The sequence below is a fragment of the Micromonospora sp. NPDC006431 genome, from assembly GCF_042870725.1.
GTDB lineage: Bacteria > Actinomycetota > Actinomycetes > Mycobacteriales > Micromonosporaceae > Micromonospora.
Genome location: NZ_JBIAHQ010000018.1, coordinates 106,226 through 124,824, shown reverse-complemented (window position 1 = coordinate 124,824; position 18,599 = coordinate 106,226). Strand labels below are relative to the sequence as shown.

Annotated in this window: 21 protein-coding genes and 1 pseudogene; 14 read left to right on the top strand and 8 right to left on the bottom strand. The window is 70.7% G+C overall.

What is annotated here, in order from left to right; all coding sequences use genetic code 11:
- Positions 1–235: 235 nt before the first annotated feature.
- Positions 236–448 (bottom strand): DoxX family protein, encoded by a 213-nt coding sequence (locus ACFYM6_RS26545; RefSeq protein WP_387279747.1) that lies wholly within the window; start codon positions 446–448, stop codon positions 236–238.
- Positions 449–588: 140 nt separating this feature from the next.
- On the opposite strand from ACFYM6_RS26545, the gene ACFYM6_RS26540 reads away from it, so the two are divergent.
- Positions 589–1,053: a LysR family transcriptional regulator gene (locus ACFYM6_RS26540; RefSeq protein ID WP_387279745.1), complete on the top strand. Its 465-nt coding sequence runs from the start codon at positions 589–591 to the stop codon at positions 1,051–1,053.
- A 15-nt stretch (positions 1,054–1,068) separates the two neighbouring features.
- Here ACFYM6_RS26540 and ACFYM6_RS26535 read toward each other — a convergent pair whose 3' ends face one another.
- Positions 1,069–1,788 carry a hypothetical protein gene (locus ACFYM6_RS26535; protein WP_387279743.1) on the bottom strand — a complete coding sequence of 240 codons (720 nt, stop codon included), beginning with the start codon at positions 1,786–1,788 and terminating at the stop codon, positions 1,069–1,071.
- Complete coding sequence (locus ACFYM6_RS26530) at positions 1,781–2,341, bottom strand: RNA polymerase sigma factor (protein ID WP_387279741.1); 561 nt, start codon at positions 2,339–2,341, stop codon at positions 1,781–1,783. Before ACFYM6_RS26530 ends, ACFYM6_RS26535 begins: the two co-directional genes overlap by 8 nt.
- A gap of 97 nt (positions 2,342–2,438) precedes the next feature.
- Between ACFYM6_RS26530 and ACFYM6_RS26525 the strand changes: the two genes are divergently transcribed.
- Positions 2,439–3,686, top strand: a complete 1,248-nt coding sequence (locus tag ACFYM6_RS26525) for a YncE family protein (RefSeq protein ID WP_387279739.1) — start codon at positions 2,439–2,441, stop codon at positions 3,684–3,686.
- A gap of 85 nt (positions 3,687–3,771) precedes the next feature.
- Here ACFYM6_RS26525 and ACFYM6_RS26520 read toward each other — a convergent pair whose 3' ends face one another.
- A complete protein-coding gene (locus tag ACFYM6_RS26520) occupies positions 3,772–4,281 on the bottom strand; it encodes a hypothetical protein (RefSeq protein ID WP_387279737.1) in 510 nt (169 codons plus the stop codon).
- Between the two features lie 8 nt (positions 4,282–4,289).
- Here ACFYM6_RS26520 and ACFYM6_RS26515 point away from each other — a divergent pair.
- Positions 4,290–4,525 (top strand): annotated as a pseudogene (locus tag ACFYM6_RS26515) (IS5/IS1182 family transposase); the annotation flags it as partial.
- Positions 4,526–4,607: 82 nt separating this feature from the next.
- Here the strand turns inward: ACFYM6_RS26515 and ACFYM6_RS26510 are convergent.
- The 4 genes from ACFYM6_RS26510 to ACFYM6_RS26495 form a co-directional block, all read right to left on the bottom strand.
- Positions 4,608–4,913 carry a DUF202 domain-containing protein gene (locus ACFYM6_RS26510; protein ID WP_387279735.1) on the bottom strand — a complete coding sequence of 102 codons (306 nt, stop codon included), beginning with the start codon at positions 4,911–4,913 and terminating at the stop codon, positions 4,608–4,610.
- 65 nt (positions 4,914–4,978) lie between these two features.
- Positions 4,979–5,386: a YidH family protein gene (locus ACFYM6_RS26505; RefSeq protein WP_387279796.1), complete on the bottom strand. Its 408-nt coding sequence runs from the start codon at positions 5,384–5,386 to the stop codon at positions 4,979–4,981.
- A complete protein-coding gene (locus ACFYM6_RS26500) occupies positions 5,383–6,108 on the bottom strand; it encodes a TSUP family transporter (protein WP_387279733.1) in 726 nt (241 codons plus the stop codon). The genes ACFYM6_RS26505 and ACFYM6_RS26500 overlap by 4 nt, the downstream gene beginning before the upstream one ends.
- The gene (locus ACFYM6_RS26495; protein ID WP_387279731.1) at positions 6,109–6,975 is read right to left on the bottom strand and encodes a hypothetical protein; all 867 of its coding nucleotides are present in this window, start codon (positions 6,973–6,975) and stop codon (positions 6,109–6,111) included. It lies immediately after the preceding gene.
- Between the two features lie 139 nt (positions 6,976–7,114).
- Here ACFYM6_RS26495 and ACFYM6_RS26490 point away from each other — a divergent pair, with 139 nt between their 5' ends.
- The 11 genes from ACFYM6_RS26490 to ACFYM6_RS26440 all read left to right on the top strand — a co-directional run bounded on the left by ACFYM6_RS26490 (position 7,115) and on the right by ACFYM6_RS26440 (position 18,415).
- Positions 7,115–7,882: a DeoR/GlpR family DNA-binding transcription regulator gene (locus ACFYM6_RS26490; protein ID WP_387279794.1), complete on the top strand. Its 768-nt coding sequence runs from the start codon at positions 7,115–7,117 to the stop codon at positions 7,880–7,882.
- Between the two features lie 259 nt (positions 7,883–8,141).
- Entirely contained in the window at positions 8,142–9,269 is a 1,128-nt protein-coding gene (locus ACFYM6_RS26485) for a mandelate racemase/muconate lactonizing enzyme family protein (RefSeq protein WP_387279729.1), read from the top strand.
- Entirely contained in the window at positions 9,266–10,717 is a 1,452-nt protein-coding gene (locus tag ACFYM6_RS26480) for an aldehyde dehydrogenase family protein (RefSeq protein WP_387279727.1), read from the top strand. Before ACFYM6_RS26485 ends, ACFYM6_RS26480 begins: the two co-directional genes overlap by 4 nt.
- A gap of 2 nt (positions 10,718–10,719) precedes the next feature.
- A complete protein-coding gene (locus tag ACFYM6_RS26475; protein WP_387279725.1) occupies positions 10,720–11,823 on the top strand; it encodes a 6-phosphofructokinase in 1,104 nt (367 codons plus the stop codon).
- Positions 11,824–11,834: 11 nt separating this feature from the next.
- Positions 11,835–13,130 (top strand): ABC transporter substrate-binding protein, encoded by a 1,296-nt coding sequence (locus ACFYM6_RS26470; protein WP_387279723.1) that lies wholly within the window; start codon positions 11,835–11,837, stop codon positions 13,128–13,130.
- A gap of 5 nt (positions 13,131–13,135) precedes the next feature.
- Positions 13,136–14,089, top strand: a complete 954-nt coding sequence (locus ACFYM6_RS26465; protein WP_387279721.1) for a carbohydrate ABC transporter permease — start codon at positions 13,136–13,138, stop codon at positions 14,087–14,089.
- A complete protein-coding gene (locus ACFYM6_RS26460) occupies positions 14,086–14,901 on the top strand; it encodes a carbohydrate ABC transporter permease (protein WP_387279719.1) in 816 nt (271 codons plus the stop codon). The genes ACFYM6_RS26465 and ACFYM6_RS26460 overlap by 4 nt, the downstream gene beginning before the upstream one ends.
- A gap of 5 nt (positions 14,902–14,906) precedes the next feature.
- A complete protein-coding gene (locus ACFYM6_RS26455; RefSeq protein ID WP_387279792.1) occupies positions 14,907–15,896 on the top strand; it encodes an alcohol dehydrogenase catalytic domain-containing protein in 990 nt (329 codons plus the stop codon).
- Positions 15,893–16,753: a 2-deoxy-5-keto-D-gluconate 6-phosphate aldolase domain-containing protein gene (locus ACFYM6_RS26450; protein WP_387279717.1), complete on the top strand. Its 861-nt coding sequence runs from the start codon at positions 15,893–15,895 to the stop codon at positions 16,751–16,753. Before ACFYM6_RS26455 ends, ACFYM6_RS26450 begins: the two co-directional genes overlap by 4 nt.
- Complete coding sequence (locus tag ACFYM6_RS26445) at positions 16,750–17,400, top strand: GntR family transcriptional regulator (RefSeq protein ID WP_357436386.1); 651 nt, start codon at positions 16,750–16,752, stop codon at positions 17,398–17,400. The genes ACFYM6_RS26450 and ACFYM6_RS26445 overlap by 4 nt, the downstream gene beginning before the upstream one ends.
- On the top strand, positions 17,387–18,415 hold the full coding sequence (locus tag ACFYM6_RS26440; RefSeq protein WP_387279716.1) for an alcohol dehydrogenase catalytic domain-containing protein: 1,029 nt from the start codon (positions 17,387–17,389) through the stop codon (positions 18,413–18,415). Before ACFYM6_RS26445 ends, ACFYM6_RS26440 begins: the two co-directional genes overlap by 14 nt.
- Positions 18,416–18,599 lie beyond the last annotated feature (184 nt).

Genomic DNA, 18,599 nt, shown 5'->3' with positions numbered 1-18,599 from the left:
CGGCCAACACGGGGAAACAACGGTGCGGCGACGCGTCGGCTTCCAACGCTGCGCAATGCAGTGCCAGCATCCCCGGACGGGGGTCAACCGCCGGGTCATACGGTCGTATGCGACACGAGAGCAGCCGAAGCTCGTGCTGGTTATCGACTGGCCGCCGCCACCCGCGTCGATGGGGGCGAGGCAGCGGTCGGACGCCGGGGACTGTCGGGCGCAGCAGGTGCCTCCAGTCCTCGGGCTAGTTGGCCAGCGCGATCACCGTGGCGATCAGCAGGTGTGACGGTGCGGCCAGGCTCTGGGTGATCGGGTCATGGTTGACGATGTGGGTGGTGACCGCGCCGTCCAGCACGAGCACCAGGCCGGCCGCGCCGGTGAAGCGGAACCGCCGGTTGGGGATGAGCAGCATGACCGCACAGACCAACTCGATCGTGCCGACCACGAACCGGAACACGACGGGTAGCCCCAGTTCGCGAACTTCACGGCGTAGTCGGAACCGAGTGGCCCATGCCGGGCCAGTACTTGGTGACCGCAGCGACCAGAAACTCCAACGCGACGACCCAGTAACCCACCGCGATCAAGCGACGGAACCCGTTGGCCGAGGAACTGCACTTCGGCCGGACCGCGCAGCGGCTGCACCTCACGACGGCGCGGGTCAGCCAGTCGATCAAGAAGCAGGAACGGCGGATCGGCGCACAACTATTCGACCGCACCAGCCGCACGGTCCGACCGACCCCGTTGGGCGAGCAGCTCTACACCGACCTGAAGGCCGCCTACGGCCAGATCCCGCGTACCTCCCCATCCGCGACGCCCGCCGGGCCGCTGGGCGCTCATCTGGCGCAGCGCGAACGACAACCCTCTCGTTCGAGCATTCACCGAAACCGCCGGGGCGGCGCGATCCGACCTCGCCGCAACCGCCGGCGGTGCGGGTATCAGGTGACGGCGACAAGCCAGCGCAGCACCCAGAAACCAACCTCATCGAGACGCGTCCTTGCACGGCGGACCCTAGGACCTGATCAAGCCCCGGAGTGCCCTTCACCTGAGCCAGGGAGGCGCTGAGCCGAGACATGTCCGCTACCGCAGCGAGTTGGCGATTTCGATCGCGTCGGGCTTGGCAAGGTCACCTTCGAGTCGGTAGCTCACCCCGGCCTCCTCCCAGATCAGGGTCGACGCGGCGAGCCGTGCGGTCTCCTCCCGGGCCGTGCCGGTGCGATCCACGTAGGTCAGCGCGTGCGGGCCACCGACCCAGACGGCGTACCCGGCATCGACCTCGATCAACTCGACGCCCGGCCCCATGGCCAGCTTGTGGAACGCCGGGTCGAGACGACCGTCGAAGGCATCGATCCGCAGCGTGCCGCCGCGATAGAGCAGGGTGGCCACCCGGTACGAGCCGGTCCGGTCGGGGTCGGCGACCAGCACCTGCTCCGGTGGGCCCAGCTTCGCCGGCAGGCGGATCGGGAAGTGCACCAGCCGCTGCGCCTCGTGCAGGGCGGCGGGTCGCTGCGAGGGCAGCGGCGACGGTTCGCCGGTGGGCAGGGCTGGTGCGGGCGATGTGGCGATGGTGATGCCCGCGAAGCGCAGCAGCCCCGTCACGGCGTCGGCGAGGGCGGCCCGTCCGGGCGGGAGCAGGGCGACGAGCAGGGCGACGAGCGCCGCGGCGAGGTAGTAGCGCCACCGGCGCCGCCGCGGCGCGGGTGCGGCGAGGCGGGCGCGTACCCGGGCGGTCACGTCGGGCGGTTCGGGGGTGTCCAGCCAGGCGGACAGGTCGCGCAGCTCCCGTTCGAGGTCATCCATGGTGGACCTCCTCGACGCTGAGCAGGCCGCGGAGCTTGGCCAGGGCCCGGGAGGTCCGCGACTTCACGGTGCCTCTGGGCCAGCCCAGCATCGTCACCGTCTCGTCCTCGCTGAGGTCGAGGAAGAACCGGCAGACGATCACCTCGCGGTCCTTCACCGGCAGCCGGCGCAGGGCCTGCACCAGCATGGCGCGGCGTTCGCCGGCGAGGACGGCGCCGACCGCGCTGTCCTCGGTGACCTCCGATCCCTGGTTCGCCTCGGCCGCCCGCAGGACGAGCCCGTCCCGCCGGCCGCGGGAGCGGTGCAGGTTCCGCGTCTCGTTGGCGACGATCGCCAGGAGCCAGGAACGGAAGGAAGACTCTCCCCGATAGCGGGCGAGACTGCGATATCCCTTCACGAACGCCTCCTGGATGACGTCCTCGGCGTCCGGGCCGGCGCCGAGCAGCACCGCCGTCCGATTGGCGGACGCGGTGTGCCGGGCGACCAGGAGTTCATAGGCCTCCAGGTCACCAGCCCGAGCGCGGGTGACAAGCTCTCCGTCGTCCAGTGACAACCTCCCCGATCACCTTCATGACACCGCTCACGCCGGGCGGGTTCCATCCCCGCTCCGGGTGGAACTGCGGCGGTTCCGCCGGTGTCATCCGGGCATGATGGCAACGACAAGGATCTCGCGTCGCACCGTTCTGGCCCTCCTCGCCGGCACCGGCGCCGCCACGCTCGTCGGCTGCGATCCGGTGCGGAACACAGCGCCCGCCGTGTCGCTTCCCGACGCCCTGCTCGTCGAACTGGACGACGCGCTCGGCGTGCTCCGAGGCCTCGACCGGCTGTCGATCCCGCGCTCCGTCGCCACCGCCGACGGGTCGGCGATCTACGCCACCGCGCCCGACGGTGCCGACACCGCCTTCTGGCGGGTCGACGCCGCCACCGGCCGCACGTCGGGCCGGGTCAGGCTGCCCGGGCGCTGGCTGCCGCAGGCTGTCTCGGCGAACGGCGCGCTGGTGGCGCTCACCTCGGACGCGGTGAATGCGGCGCTGGGACGCCCGGACGGCCGGGACGTGACGCCGGTGCTGGTGGCCGACGTCACCGGGGTGCGGCACCAGCTGAAGCTACAGGGCAACTTCGTTCCGGAGACGTTCACCGGGGATCAAGCCGGGCTCTTCGTCCTCGAGTGGCTCCCGGCGGCGGCGCCCGACCGGTACCGGGTCCGCGTCGTCGATCTCGCCACGCAGGCTCCGGGCCCGCTCACCACCCGGGACAAGGCGGCGATCCCGCCCGGCGCCGAGGAGGAGATGCGCGGCGACGGACGCCAGGCCGTGCTCGCGCCGGACCGCCAAACCCTCTACACCCTCTACACGCATCAGCCCGGCCACCAGCACACCCGTGACCTGGCCAGCGGGCGGCCGGGCAACGCACACGCGTTCGTCCACACGCTGAAACTCACCGAGCGGTGGGCGTACTGCGTGGACCTGCCGCACCCATTCGGGGAGGCGCCGGCGAGCGGCCACGCCATGGCGATCAGCCCACAAGGCGGTCGGCTCTTCGTCGCCGACGTCACGTCCGGCACCGTCGCGGAGATCTCCACCGAGGAGCTGACGGTACGCCGCACGGCCACCGTGGCCAGCGGCAGCGGCACCGGGCACGCCGCCGCGGACAGCGAGAGCCTGTTCCTCGGCGCCGGCACGGTGGTGCGGCGGGTGGATCTCCAGCAACTGCGCCCCGCCACCGACTGGTCGGTCCGCGAGCCGGTCACCGGCCTCGTGCTGAGCCCCGACGGCAAGCGCCTCTACGTGGGCCAGACCGGGGCCGTGAGCTGGCACGATCCCGCCATCGGCAACGTGCTCGGCCGCGTCGCGGTGCCCGGGCTGGTCGCTGTCCGGGGTCTGGCCGGACGCGGCTGACCCTGCGGCGACCGGTCAGGGCCGGCACCCGCCGACACGCGTGATCGCCGGACCCGCAGGGACCGGCGATCACCGCTGATGCGCCTCAGGCGATCCGGCGGATCATGCGGATGGCGAGATAGAGCAGGACCACGGCGAGGGCCACGAAGATGCCCGTCTCGATGCTCTGGAACGGCCAGAACCGGTCGGCCGGCTGGTAGAGCTGCCAGTTGTAGGCGCCCGGCCCGAGTCCCAGTTCGGCGCCGCAGGCCCTGCAATCCGGTCCCTTCGTGCCGGGCGGGCAGACGATCTGGGAGTCGGCCAGCACCATCTTGCCGTCGGCATCCCGGACGCCGCTGGCGAGGATCCAGTCGCCTCGGCTGAGCCTCGGCCCCTCCGTCCCTTCGATCGGGAAGGTGAGGGTACGGGCGGGCTGGTAGTGCGGCCGGGCCAGGATCGCCGCCGCCGCCCGTACGCCGACGAACCCGACGAGGGTGACGCCCATGGCAGGCAGCATCTTGCGCCACACGGTACCGGCGAAGATGCCGAGCGCCACGGCGAAGAGGGTGTAGCCGATCGCCACGATCCCCTGCAGGTCGAAAACCATGACGCCCATCCGGCCCTCGTGCGCGGCGGCAACTGCGAGACAGGGGCATCACCCCGGTCATCGCCCGACGCGGCACCGGACACGGCTCCGGTCTCGGCACCCGACGCTGCGTCATCGAGCAGGCCCGCCCTGCTTGCACTGGTACCGCCGCCTGCGCATCCGCTGCGAGATCCGCGACGACATCCATGAAGCGTTCCTCACCCTCGCCTGCGCCATCATCTGCTGGCGCCGGCTCCAACACTCACAGAGTTAGGAGCTCTAAAGCAAAGAGGCTCCTACCAGCCCGGAACGGTTCGCGCGCAGTCGCCGTCCGTCGTTGTTGAAGAAGGTGTGGGTCAGTGTGATCCGTCTAGTACGACGAGCGCCACGCTGAGACCACCGGCGGCGGTTGCGAGCGTGACCGCCGCCAGCCATGGGCCGGGCGGGCGGGCCGAGTTCAGCACGGCCGGGGCAGCAGAGGGCGGAAGGCGTCGGCGCAGCGCCGCTGCGGCGACGATGACGACCGTCATCGCGCTGACGACGGCGGCCAGAAAGATCCATCCGCCGAGGTGCGGCAGGAGGAAACGGCCGGCCGCGGCCGCCGCGACGACAAAGGCGGCTGCGGTACGCCGCCACGCCAGCACCGTCCGTTCCAGCTGCAACCCGGGATCACCCGATGAGACCGGCCCAGGGGAGGCGCCTGAGGACGGCGAGGAGCCGAGGTCGATCACAGGACGAGCCCCAGGAGGACCAGGACGCCGACGAGCATGAGACCCGCACCGACCGGCACGGCCATCATCGGTGGCGGGAGTCCTCTTCCCCGTCTCAGGGCGAGCTCGGTGCGGACCCAGCCGAACCAGGCCTGGGCCGGGGCGGCGGCACCCAGCAGGATCAGCACGATCGCTGACGCTCGGCGCAACCCGGGCACGATCGGCAGGTTCACCGCCTCCAACGCCACGCCTGCGGCGAAGAGTGCCAGAGAGGTACGGATCCATGCCAGGAAGGTGCGCTCGTTGGCGAGGCTGAACCGCGGATCGGGATCGCTGCCCTGACTGAAGACGCGGCGAGGCCACCGGGTCGACGCGCCCGGAGACGTCGGCCCGCCCGAGTGCGGGGCTGAGGCACTACGTTTCACCACGCAGCCAGCCCCTTGACGATCGCTATGACGCTTCCGGCGAGGGCGAGCGCCAGCACCCAACGCCGGGCAGCCGTCTCCGGCAACCACCGACCCAGGAAGTGGCCGCCACCGATCCCTGCCAGCATCGCCGCCCCGCAGGCCAGCAGCAGTCTCCACGACAGGACCGGGGGGCCCTTCGCCGCCAGCGACAGTATGTTCGTCACCAGGCCGACGAGCTGCACGGTCGGGACGAAGCTTCGGTGCTCCCAGTCGGTGCTCGCGGCGTAGACCGCGAGCGGCGGTCCGCCCGTCCCGGCCGTCGTGTTGAAGAAGCCTGATGCGAACCCGGACGCCACCGCACCACCCCGCTGCCGGAGGAACGGCATGCTCTGGCCCACTGCCACCCAGGCCACTGATCCCGCTGTGATCAGGCCGATGCCGACGAGCAGGACCGGGCCCGGCAGCTCCCGGACCACCCAGACCCCAAGTGGCAGGGCCAGGATCACCCCAGCGATCATCTGAACGGCCACGCGGCGGCGCAGCGCCCGGGCGGTCATGGACAGCACGATCAGGTTGATCGCCGCTGAGAGCAGGTTGGCCAGGGTCACGCCCGAAAAGGGGCCGAGGATCACGACCAGAAACGGGGCGGCCACCAGGGCGAAGCCCAGGCCGGTTGCTCTCTGCATGGTGGCGCCGAGCGCCACCGCGCTGACCGCGAGCACGTCGGCGACGGGCACCATCTAGCGCGACACGGCGTCGTCGACCACGTCGGCGAGGCGTCGCAGCCGGTCAACCGAGATCGTGCGCAGGTCGTCGGCCATGGTCGGGCTGCCGACCACCGAGGCCCAGACCGCGCGGCCGGCGAGGAAACCCGAGGCGCCGGCCCGGCAGGCGAGTCGCACGGCTTCGGGGAAGACCTCCGCGGGTACGCCGGAGGACAGCACCACCCACGGGCTGCTGATGACTGACGACAGCGAGGCGCACCCGGTGGTGATCTCGTCTGCGGTGCCCTTGCCGTGGGTTGGTACCTCCGACTTGTAGAGGTCGGCACCGAGGGCGCCGAGTTCGCGGGCCGCCGCGTGGATTCCCGCTTCGTGGTCGTACGCGCCGCCGTCGCGCGGTCCACGGGACACCGGTTCGATGATGCTGACCAGCCCGGCCTCGCGGCAGCGGGCGACGAAGTCGGTGACCATGGCGATCCGCGGCTCCGGCGCCTCATCCGGCCGGTAGAGCACGAGCAGCTTGAGGGCCTTCGCGCCCTCCTTCCGTACGGTTACGGGGTCGACCTCGGGGTCGATCGCCACGTCTGCGACGAACTCGGTGGCGCTCGGGGTGAACGCGTCAGCCGCTGCGATCAGCGCGCAGGACGGGTCGACGGCGTTCTCCGCGATCACGGCGTCCCAGCCGAACTGCTTGTCGATGAGGATCGCTGACGCGTACGGGCTGAGCGCCTGTGCCGCGTCCACCTTGAACGCGGTCAGCTGCGCGTCGGTCACCGGCTCGGGCTGGCGGGCGGCAAACATGGCGCGCAGAGCCTCGCGCTGGTCGACGGCGAGCATGGCGTAGCCGCCCGAGGGGCGGGCGAGGATCGAGGGGTCGGTGGTCACTGTTCCTCCAGCGCGGGAGCGGCCGGGGCGCCGCCGAGGTCGGCGACGTCGAGGCACTGAGATCAAAGGATGTTTGAAAAGTAACATCCATTGGTACTGGAAGAACAGAGGCTAGACTACGGACGTGTCAGTGGAAGCCATGCGCTACGACGGCGCCCCGCAGCGGCGGACGCACATCATGGCCGCGCTGCGCCGGGCCGGCTTCCTCTCGGTCGCCGACATCAGCGCTCAGCTCGGCGTCTCTTCGATGACGATCCGCCGTGACCTGCGGCGACTCGCCGAGGCTGGCGAGGTCCAGCTGGTCCATGGCGGCGTCAGTCTTCCGCCGGGCGGCGTCGGGGCCCCCGGGTACACGTCCCGCGCGCTCAGCCACGCCGGCGCCAAGCAAGCGATCGGTGCCGCGGCGGTCCGCCTGGTGCAGCCCGGCGACACGATCGGCATCGACAGCGGCACGACTGCGGCCGAGGTGGCCCATGCGCTGCCCGAGGACTTCGACGGCTGCGTGATCACCCACTCCGTCCCCGTGCTGGCCCACATGCTGTCCCGGCCCAGGTCAAGGGTGATCGGGATCGGCGGCGAGCTGTTGCACGACAACCAGGCGATGGTGGGTTTCGCAGCACTGGATCTCGTCCGGCGCATGCGGGTTCGCCTGCTGTTCCTCGGGGCCAGCGCCGTCGACGAGCGGGGCGCGTACGTGCGCTCGGAGGTCGAGCTGAGCGCCAAGCACGCCCTCATGGACATCGCCGACGAGGTCGTGCTGCTCGCCGACGCGAGCAAGCTGACGGCCACCGCTCCGGTTCAGGTGTGCGGATTCGACCGCATCGACACCTTGGTCGTGGACGGTCCGCTGCCCGCTGCCGTAGCCACGGCCGCACGCCGCACCGGCACCCGCGTTCTGACCGCATAGGCGAGTGAACTGCGCGAAAGCGGTGTAGGCCCGCCGCGGTAGTGGCGAAATCCTTCCGGGACCTCACGGGGAGCGGGAGGCAGCGCAACGCGCACCGGTGAGGCATTAGCACCTTTCGCCGGATGCCATCTCTCCGCCTTTTCTTTGTTTCGTGCTCTTGACGTTTGGGTGACATGCGTTCAACACTGCATGCAGATAGTGTCGACGTGAGAGAAGGCACATGGACCTCAAGGCCGCACCCTCAGCCACGGAGACCCGCGTGGTCACGTTGCCGGATGCCGCAGTGGTGGACGTGCGGTGCCGGGTCTTCCGGGCGCGCCCCACCGAGCCGATCGCCATGTCGTTCGCGCCGCTGAACCACCGCGTGATGATCCTGATCGAGGTCGAGCTGACCGACGGTTCGGTCGGCGTCGGCGAGAGCTGGGCGAACTACCCGTCCTGGGCGTGGCGCGAGCGGATCGCCACGATTCACGACGGCGTCGCGCCGCTCATGAAGGGCCGCAGCTTTCCCGACCCGGCCACCGCCCAGCGCGCGCTGCTCGCAACGCTGGCGCCACTGGGCCGCCAGTGGGGTGCACCCGGCCCGGTCTACCAGGCGATCAGCGGCGTCGACATGGCGCTGTGGGACCTCGCCGCCCGGCACGCCGGCACCAGCCTGGCCCGGCTGCTCAGCGCGAGGCCACGCACGGAGCTGCCGGTGTACGGCTCCAGCCTCGGACCCACCGGGGTCGCCGAGGTCGCCCACCGCTGCGCCGCGCTCGGGCTCACCGCCGTCAAGGTCAAGGTCGGCTTCGGCGCGGACACTGACCTCGCCAACGTCGGGACCGCCCGGCGGATCCTCGGCGACCAGGTGCAGATCTTCGCCGACGCCAACCAGGCGTGGCGGCTGACCGAGGCGCTGGAGATGGTCCGCGCGCTGGCCGACCTCGGCGTCGCGTGGGTCGAGGAGCCGCTGGCCGGGGACCGCCCCGCAGAGCTGGCCGAGCTGAGCCGCCGCACCGCGATGCCGCTGGCGACCGGGGAGAACCTCTACGGCGCCGCGGCGTTCACGCCGTACCTGGAGGCCGTCGAGATCCTGCAGCCCGACCTCGGCAAGGTCGGCGGCGTCACCGAGTACCTCGACGTGTTGGCGGCTGCGGCAGCAGCCGGACGGACGGTCAACCCACACCTCTACAACGGCGCGGTCGCCACCGCCACGACCGTCCAGGCCGGCGCGATCTCGTCGGCGACCCGGCTCATCGAGTGGGACATCCGCTCCAACCCGCTGCGGCAGGCCGCCGACGGCCTGCTCACCGCCCACGGCACGGTCCGCGTGCCGGACGGGCCCGGATTCGGCATCGATCTCGACCAGGACCAGCTCGACGCGTACGAGGAGCAGCTACCGTGACCGACCCCATCGTCAACGACATCCTCTCGGCCGCCACTGCCGTGCGGGTGACCGGCCGGACGGCGGGCGGACCGCGACTCGCGGTGCTCGACCCGGCCACCGGCGAGCCGTTCACCGAGGTCAGCACGGGTAACGGTGCTAACGCGGCGGCGGCACTCGATCTCGCGCAGCAGGCCCTGCCGGTGTGGGCGGGTACGCCGCGTGCTGCCCGGTCGGCGGCACTGCGGGCCATCGCCGCAGACGTCGAGGCGCTCGCCGCGGAGCCCGAGTGGCCCGCACTGATCACCCGGGAGAGCGGCAAGCGGCTCGCCGAGTCGGTGGCCGAGTTGGGGCTGACCGTCGCCTACTTCCGGATCATGGCCGACCTGCTGGACCGGCAGGAGACCGAGCAGCTGTCCGTCGTACCCGGCATCACGCACCGGGTGACCACGCGGCCCGCCGGTGTCGCCGCGGTCCTCACTCCCTGGAACTTCCCGGTCTCCATCCCGGCTCGCAAGATCGCGCCAGCGCTGGCGGCGGGCTGCCCGGTGCTGTTCAAGCCCTCCGAGCTGACGCCGCTGTCGTCGATGGTGCTGGCTGCCGTCATCGAACGGCACCTGCCCGCGGGGGTCCTGTCGACCGTGCTCGGCACACCCGCCGACGTCGTCGACCCGTGGCTTGCCGACCGGAGCGTCGGCGTCGTGTCCTTCACCGGGTCGACCCGGGTGGGGCGGCTGGTCGCCGCTGCCACCGCGCCGCGCTTCGTGCGCACGGTGATGGAGCTCGGCGGTTGCGCACCGTTCCTCGTGCTGCCTGATGCGGATCCGCAGGCAGCCGCGCAGACGCTGCTGGTGGCGAAGTACCGCAACAACGGTCAGTCCTGTATCGCCGCGAACCAGATCCTCGTGGCCCGCGAGGTGGCGGCCGAGTTCACCGAGGCGTTCGTCGCGGCGACCGAGAAGATGGTCGTCGGCCTTCCCACGGATCCGGCCACCGACCTCGGTCCCCTCGCTCCGGCCTCGGACCCGGCCCGGATGGCCTCGCTCGTCGAGGAAGCGGTGAGCAAGGGCGCGCGGAAGGTCACGAGCGGCGCCGTCCCCGAGAAGGGCCACTTCGCCCCGGCGACCGTGCTGCTGGACGCGCCCGTCGACAGCCGGGTGGTGACCGACGAGATCTTCGGGCCGATCGCGCCGATCCACGTCTACGACGACCTCAACGACGCGCTGGCCCTGCACCATGCCACCGGGTACGGCCTGGCTGGCTACGTCTGCAGCGCGGACCTCGACCGCGCCCACGCCGTCGCCGACCGCCTCTCCGCCGGGATCGTCGGCATCAACACCGGGACCCCGAACACGCCGTGGATGCCGTTCGGCGGCGTGCAGGACTCGGGGCTCGGGTACGAGGGCGGCCGCCCCGGCCTGGAGGCCTTCCAGACCTTCCTTTCCGTCGCCTCGAAGGCTCAGGTGTGACGATGCGCCTGCTCATCGGACAGACCGGCGCACCGACCAGCGTCGTCAACGCCAGCCTCCGCGGCTTCCTCGAGGCAGCGGCGGATCACGACGTGCTGGCGCTGCGGGGCGGCCCGGACGGCCTGGTCGAGGGCCGGCTCACCCCGGTCACCGCCGCCGCCGTGCCGGCCGCCGCGGCCCGGCACGGCGGATCCTGGCTCGGCGCCGGGCGGCGGGCGGTCACCGAAGCGGACCTCGACACCGCACTCGATGTCCTGGCCGCCAACGGTGTCGAAGGCGTGGCGCTGATCGGCGGCAACGGGACGATGGCGCTGCTGCACGCCCTCGCGAACCGGGCCGCCGCGACCGGGCGCGAGCTGAACGTCGTCGGAATCCCGAAGACCGTGGACAACGACCTGGTCGGCATCGACCACTGCCCCGGATACGGCTCCGCGGCGCGCTACCTCACGAAGGTCGTCCCGGACCTGGCCCGTGACCACGAGGCGATGTCCGGCATCGAACCGGTCCGCATCGTGGAGACCCTCGGCCGCTCGGTGGGCTGGCTGGCCCTCGCCGCGACCTGGCACCGCGACGATCCGGCGTACGCGCCGCACCTGGTGCTGATCCCGGAGCTCGCCTTCGACCGGGCGGCGTTCCTCACCGCCGTGCAGGATGCCCTGCGCGCCCACGGGCGGGCGTTCGTGGTCGTCAGCGAAGGCGCGGCGAGCGAGTTGACCGACGATCCGTTCGAGGCGGCCAACCACACCCGGATCATCCTCGGCGGCGTCTCCAGGGCGCTCGCCGGGCTGGTGAGCACCGAGCTCGGTGTCGCCGCCCGCGGCGAGGTGCTCGGCATGGTCCAGCGCAGCAGCGGCGCGCTCGCCAGCGACGTCGACCGGGCGGAGGCGGCGGAGGCAGGGCGGCACGCGGCGAAGCTGCTGGCCGACCGTGCCACCGGCCTGATGATCGGCCTGCACCGCAGCGCCGGCGAGACCGTGTACGACCCGGTGCCGCTCGCGGAGGTGGCCGGCCGGATCCGGCCCGTACCCCCGCAGTGGCGCAGTACCACTCCCGCCGACCTCGGCGACTTCCACGACTGGCTCTCTCCACTCCTCGGTCAGAACTGAAAGGCATAAAGATGCGAACCAAGATCTTGAGTGCCGGGTTCGCCCTGGCCCTCGTCGGCGGGCTCGCCGCCGGCTGCGGCGGCGGCGACTCGGGCGGCAGCGCCAACGAGATCTCCCTCGTCATGTCCAACCACCCCTGGCAGAAGGCCATCGAGCCGCTGATCCCCGAATTCGAGAAGGCCTCGGGCGTCAAGGTGAAGGTGCAGACCTTCGCCGAGCAGCAGGCGCGCGACAAGATCTCGTTGAACCTGCAGTCGCGCAGCTCCTCCATGGATGTCTTCATGACGCTGCCGTCGCGCGAGGGCCTGCAGTTCAGCAAGGCCGGCTACTACGCTCCGCTCGACGACTACATGAGCAAGTCCGCCGCGTACGACGCCGCCGACTTCCCGGCCGCGGTCAAGACCGGCATGACGATCCAGGACAAGATGATCGCCGCGCCGGTGAACGTCGAGGGTGTTGTCCTCTACTACCGGACGGACCTGTTCAAGCAGTACGGCATCACGCCGCCGAAGACCCTCGACCAACTGCCCACCGTCGCCGCCGCGATCAAGCAGAAGTCCGGGGGTAAGGTCACCCCGATCGCGCTGCGCGGCCAGTCCGCCGCCCTGCCGTTCACCTTCGGCCCGTTCCTGCACTCCCAGGGCCTGGAGTGGACCAAGCCGGACGGCACCCCGAACTTCGACAACCCCGGCGCCGCGGACGCGATCAACCGGTACGCAACCCTCGCCAAGGACTACGGCCCGCCCGGCGTCGTCAACAACACCTTCACCCAGTCCTCGGCGCTCTTCGCGGCCGGCAACGCGGCGATGGAGCTGGAGTCCAGCAACGAGGTCAGCAGCATCAACGACCCGAAGACCTCGAAGGTGGTCGGCAAGATCGGCGTGCTGGACTTCCCGGCCGGCTCGGCGGGCTCGAAGTCGACCGTCCTGAACTGGGGCATCGCGATGTCCTCGTACTCGAAGCACAAGGACGCGGCCTGGAAGTTCATCGAGTGGGCGACCGGCAAGGCCACCCAGCTCAAGCTGACCGCGGACGGTATCGCTCCGCCGCGGACCTCGGTCGCGCAGGACAAGGCGTACACCGACACGCTGAACACCGTGACCCTGAAGGAATGGAGCACGGCGCTCGCCAACGTGCAGGCGAACGGCTCCACCGAGGTCGGCCCGGTCGGTGTCGCCGCCCCTGAGATGCGCAAGGTCGTCGGCGACGCCGTCGGCAAGGTGATCCTCGGCCAGGCGGACGCCACCGCCGCAGCCAAGGAGATCCAGGACGGCCTCACTCCGCTGCTGGCGAAGAACGCCGGATAAGTCTCATGAGCGACCTGATGACGAAGTCGCCCGCCGCCTCCGGCTCCGCCAACGCGGGGCCGGGGGCGGGGGCGCCGCCCCCGCGTCGCCGCCGGGTCGACCCGACGGCCCGGGGCGTGTGGCCGTTCGCGCTGCCGGCCGTGCTGGTCACGGCCGTGCTCGTGCTGGTGCCGATCGCGTACACGATCTGGCTCTCCGTCAGTGACCGGCAGTCCGACGGGACGAACTCGGGGTTCCTCGGGTTCGCCAACTACGCCGAGATGTTCGACAAGCCGCAGTTCTGGAACTCGCTGAAGATCACGCTGTTCCTCTTCGCGGTCTGCCTGCTGGTGGAGACCGTCCTCGGGCTGGCCCTGGGCTACGTGATGAGCCTGGACGTGCCGGGTCGGCGGATCTTCCAGGGCATGATGCTGGTCCCGGCGATCACGGCATCGGTCGCGGTCGGCCTGGTCTGGCTTCTGATCATGGACCCGTCGCTCGGCGCGGCCAACCAGATCCTCGCCAAGGTGGGCCTCGACCCGGTGGTGTGGCTCGGCGACCCGGACATCGCGCCCTGGTCCATCGCCCTGGTCGACATCTGGCAGTGGACGCCGTTCATGGCGCTGATCATCTCGGCCGGGATCCGGTCGCTGCCCGAGGAGCCGTTCGAGGCCGCCGCGCTGGATGGGGCGAGCGGCTGGCGGACGGCCTGGAACATCGGCCTCCCGCTCCTGCGCCCGGTCCTCACGGTGGCGATGCTGCTGCGCACGGTGGACCTCGTGCGCTTCTTCGACACGATCTACATCATGACCCAGGGGGGCCCGGTGAACTCCACGAACACCCTCAACGTGTACGGCTACAACGCCGGCTTCGTCGACCACGAGCCGAGCTACGCGGCGGCCCTGCAGGTCGCCCTGCTCGTCCTGGTGATCATGATCGCGGGCGGGTTCACCTGGTTCCGGCAGCGGGCCTCGCGATGACCAAGCGGCTCGGCGGCGTGTACGCCGCATACCTCGTCTTCGCGGTCATCTTCTTCGGCCCGGTGCTCTTCATGCTCTGGTCGTCGCTGCGCAACAACGTCGACATCACCGGCTCGCTGTTCAACATCGGCTCACCGCTGACGTTGGAGAACTTCACCAACCTCTTCGAACGCTTCGCGTTCGGCCGCTACATCGGCAACAGCTTCATCGTGGCCGGCGGGTCGACCCTCCTCGGGCTCGTCCTCGGTGCGCCGGCCGCGTACGTGATCGTGCGCCGCAAGTTGGCCGCGCTGGGCTTCGTCACCCTGCTGGCCCGCATGGCGCCCGGCGTGCTGTTCGTGCTGCCGCTGTTCGTGCTCTCCATCCGCATCGGTGGCCCGGACAGCGTGGCACTCAACTACGCGCTGCTGATCGTCGCGCACCTGATCATCACGCTGCCGCTGTGCATCTGGCTGCTGGTGCCGTTCTTCGAGGAGATCCCGATCAGCATCGAGGAGTCGACGCTGATCGACGGCGCGAACGCCTGGCAGCGGTTCCTTCGGATCGCGCTGCCGCTGGCCCTGCCCGGGCTGTCGGTCGCGCTGACGCTGAGCTTCATCTTCAGCTGGAACTACTTCCTCTTCGCGCTGGCCCTGGCAAACGAGCGGACGCTGCCGCTGACCGTCATCGCGTTCAACTTCATCGGCCAGGGATCCAACGACTTCGGCGGCCTGATGGCCGCGAGCACGCTCATCTCCGCACCCGCCCTGCTGCTGACGGTCTTCGCGCAGCGCTGGCTGGTCCGCGGCATCACCGGAGGAGCCGTCAAGTGACGTCCATGCGAGCCCGCTTCCAGGGCAACGGCGAGATCACTTTCGAGAAGGTCGCGCTCGGCGACGTCGCCGAGGGCGACGTGCGCCTGCGGGTCGACGTCTGTGCGCTCTGCGGGTCGGACAAGCGGCTGCTGCACAGCGGCTCGACCGTCGTTCCAGGCCACGAGATCGGGGGCACCGTGGTCGGCGGAGCGCTGCCCGAGGGTACGCGCGGCATCGTCTACATTCCGGTCTTCTGCGGGACGTGTGTACGCTGCGCCGCCGGCCGTACGAACCAGTGCATGAACCTGTCGCAGCTGATCGGCTGGCAGCGTGACGGCGGATTCGCCGAACACGTGGACGTCCCGGCGCGGTGCGTCGTGCCGGTGCCGGACGACATCCCGCTGTCGGTCGCGGTCCTCGGGCTGGACACGGTCGGCACTGCCGCACACGCCCTGCGGCTGGCGCTGCGGACGCAGGACACGGTGGACCGGGCGCTGGTCGTCGGCGCCGGGCCACTCGGCCTCGGTGTCGTCGCGATCGCCCAGGCCATGGGGATCGCCGTGGACGCCTTCGACCCCAATCCCACTCGCCTCGAGACCGCGGCGGCACTCGGCGCCACGCCCGCCGGTGACCTGACCGCCGAGAACCAGTACGACATGGTCGTCGAGGTCAGCGGCGCGAATGCGGCCCGGGAGACGGCACAGCGGGTGGTTCGGCCCGGCGGCACGGTCGTCGCGCTCGGCGAGTCGAACGAGCCGTACACGATGCTCGCTACGCCGCGCTGGCGGCGGACCGACTGCTACACCGTCCGGTCCTTCTACTTCCCTGTCAACGAGGTCGAGGCGAACTGGGACCTGCTGCGCGTCATGGGCGCGTCGCTGCGTGACCTCATCGTCAAGCCCCTCACCCTGCCCGAGCTGCCCGAGGCGTTCGCCCGCTTCGTGGCCGGCGACTACGTCAAGCCCTGCATCGTGTCGACGGATGCCCATCTCGTGTCGGAGGTAACCCGATGAGCCTGTTGATCCTCGCCGTCGACCAGCGTCCCTGGCTCACCCAGGCCCTGTATGGCCACACCGCGACCGCACTGCCCGCGGAGCGCGCGGCGATCACCGACGGCAAGCACATGGTTCTCGAGGGACTGCTCGCCGCTCTCGAAGCCGAGCCCCGCCTGGCCGCGCACGCCGGCATCCTGGTCGACGAGCAGCTCGGAGCGGGTGTACCCGAGCGGGCCCGGGCCCATCAGGTCACGCTGAGCATGCCGGTCGAGCGCGGTGGCTGCGACGTGTACGAGACCGAACCAGCCGATCTGCCGGCGTTCCTCGCCCACTTCCGACCCGAGTTCCCCAAGGTGCTGGTCCGCTACAACGTCGAGGGGTCGGCGTCGGACAACCGCGAGCAGCGGTCCCGGCTGGCCAAGGTGTCGCAGGCGGTCCGGGACTCCGGGGGCCGGTTCCTCTTCGAGTTGCTCGTGCCGCCGACACCCGAGCAGCGGACCATCCCGAGCGAGGTGTTCGACACCGAGGTGCGGCCTGAGCTCATCCAACGGGCGATGGCCGAGATCGTCGAGGAGGTACCCGTCGACGTCTGGAAGCTGGAGCACCTGGGCGCGCCGGAGCACTACCGGACCGCCGCCGACCTCGCCGCGCAGACCGGCGGCGAATGCATCCTGCTGGGCGCGAACGCGCCGAGGGCCACAGTCGATGGTTGGCTCAGCGACGCCGCCGCCAACGGGTTCACCGGCTTCGCGATCGGCCGTAGCATCTGGTGGGACTCGCTGCGCGGACTTTTGGCCGGCGACTTGACGCGGCCCGAGGCGATCGCGGCGGTCGCTGCCAACTACCGCCACTTCGCAGGGACATTCCTTCAGTGACCAGCTCTCTCCAGGCCGACCCGCAGCGCGTCGGTGAAGTGCTCTACAAGACCCTTCGCGACCGGATCATCTCCGGTGAACTGCGGCCGGGCACGCGGCTGAGCGTCCCGGCCCTCGCCGAGGAGTTCCGGGTCAGCCGCAGCCCGGTCCGGGACGCGGTGATCCGCCTCGTTCAGGAAAACCTGGCCGCCGAGACGATGAATCGCGGCGCGGAGGTAGCACGCATCTCCCGCGCCGAACTGGTCAGCCTCTACGAGGCCCGCGAGGTCCTGGAAGGAGCGGTGGCCAGGCTGGCGACGGAGAAGTACGACGCCGCGCTGCGGCGTAGCCTGCTCGCGCTGCTCACCGAGCACCGCACCGTCGCGGAGCAGGGCGACTTCGCCCGCCACCTCGAGCTGGACGCGGCTTTCCACCGGGAGATCCGGCAGGCGGCGAAGAGCCCGGTGCTGGCCCGGATGCTCGACGGCGTCCAGAGCCGGGTCCTGGTGGCGATGCGCTCCACCAGTCTGACCGGCGGCATGGTCCAGGCCGTTCACGACCACCAGGCCATCTTCGAGGCCATCGGCTCCGGCGACCCGGAAGCCGCCGAGGAAGCCGCCCGCGCACACATCCACCGACTGAAGGAGTTACTCAGTGCTGCTGACTGAGGCCCGTTTCTTCGGCACCGGCGACGTACGGCTGCTCAAGTCCGAGCCGGCGCGGCTCGGCCCGGCGGAGGTGGCGATCGCGCCCCTCGCGGTCGGCGTCTGCGGCACCGACAGCCACATCGTCGCCGGCAGCTTCGCCGCCGCGCCCCAGGTCGTGCTCGGCCACGAGGTGTGCGGCCGGATCACCGAGGTGGGTGCGGCGGTCGACGGGCTCACCGTCGGCGACCTGGTCACCGTCGAACCGCACGACTACTGCACCCGGTGTACCTACTGCCGCCTCGGCCAGGAACACCTCTGCGACAGCAAGCGGGGGTACGGCGTGAAGCTTGATGGCGGCATGACCGAGCGGATGAAGGTGCCGGCGCGGATCGCTTACCGGCTGCCGGACGCAACGCCGCCGTGGATCGGGGCGCTGACCGAGCCGCTCGCCTGTTGCCTGCACGGCATGGATCAGCTGAACCCGCGCTCCGGGCTGCCGATCCTCATCTTCGGCGCCGGACCGGCCGGGGCGATGATGGTCGCCCTCGCCAAGGCCCGCGGGCTCGCACCGGTCGTGGTGCTGGACCCGCGCGCCGACCGGCGGGAGGCCGCCCTGCGAATGGGCGCGGACGTCGCCCTCGACCCGGCGTCGCTGGACGAGGCCACCGCGCTGACCGACGGGCTCGGCTTTCCGCACGTGATCGACGCGGTCGGCTCCGGCCGGATCCTGGAATCGGCGATCACCGCGTCGTCGCGCGGTGGTCGGATTCTCGTCTTCGGGGTTGCCCGGCCCGACGACGAGGCCCGGGTACGCCCCAACGAGATCTTCGCGCGGGAGCTGACGCTCGTCGGTGCGGTGATCAACCCGTACACGCACCACCGCGCGGTGCAGATGCTGCCAACCCTGGGCCTGGACCGGCTGCGTCCGGCCTTTTACGGCCTGGACCAGCTACGGGAGGCCCTCGAAGCGCAGCGGAAGGGCACGGCTGACAAGGTGTTCATCGCCCCGCACGGCATCGCCGCAGCAAAGGGCTGACGAATTCACGTGCCGTTCGCAGTACAGCCGACGGTTCGCGCCAGCATAACGATAGCGGTGCACGGTCATCGTCATGACAGCGTTGGTGTGGCGGGCGGGCCAGCCGAGGAAGCAGTCGAACAATGTTAGCGGCGGCACCTGTCTCTCAGCGGCTGAGCCCGTCGTAGGCTGACCAATTTGATTA

Bases quoted from the DNA above. Each gene is read 5' to 3' on its own strand.
- ACFYM6_RS26455 (WP_387279792.1), top strand. From the start codon at position 14,907: ATGCGAGCCCGCTTCCAGGGCAACGGCGAGATCACTTTCGAGAAGGTC.
- ACFYM6_RS26460 (WP_387279719.1), top strand. From the start codon at position 14,086: ATGACCAAGCGGCTCGGCGGCGTGTACGCCGCATACCTCGTCTTCGCG.
- ACFYM6_RS26475 (WP_387279725.1), top strand. From the start codon at position 10,720: ATGCGCCTGCTCATCGGACAGACCGGCGCACCGACCAGCGTCGTCAAC.
- ACFYM6_RS26500 (WP_387279733.1), bottom strand. From the start codon at position 6,108: ATGGTGCCCGTCGCCGACGTGCTCGCGGTCAGCGCGGTGGCGCTCGGC.
- ACFYM6_RS26465 (WP_387279721.1), top strand. From the start codon at position 13,136: ATGAGCGACCTGATGACGAAGTCGCCCGCCGCCTCCGGCTCCGCCAAC.
- ACFYM6_RS26490 (WP_387279794.1), top strand. From the start codon at position 7,115: ATGCGCTACGACGGCGCCCCGCAGCGGCGGACGCACATCATGGCCGCG.
- ACFYM6_RS26520 (WP_387279737.1), bottom strand. From the start codon at position 4,281: ATGGGCGTCATGGTTTTCGACCTGCAGGGGATCGTGGCGATCGGCTAC.
- ACFYM6_RS26535 (WP_387279743.1), bottom strand. From the start codon at position 1,788: ATGGATGACCTCGAACGGGAGCTGCGCGACCTGTCCGCCTGGCTGGAC.
- ACFYM6_RS26450 (WP_387279717.1), top strand. From the start codon at position 15,893: ATGAGCCTGTTGATCCTCGCCGTCGACCAGCGTCCCTGGCTCACCCAG.
- ACFYM6_RS26470 (WP_387279723.1), top strand. From the start codon at position 11,835: ATGCGAACCAAGATCTTGAGTGCCGGGTTCGCCCTGGCCCTCGTCGGC.
- ACFYM6_RS26525 (WP_387279739.1), top strand. From the start codon at position 2,439: ATGGCAACGACAAGGATCTCGCGTCGCACCGTTCTGGCCCTCCTCGCC.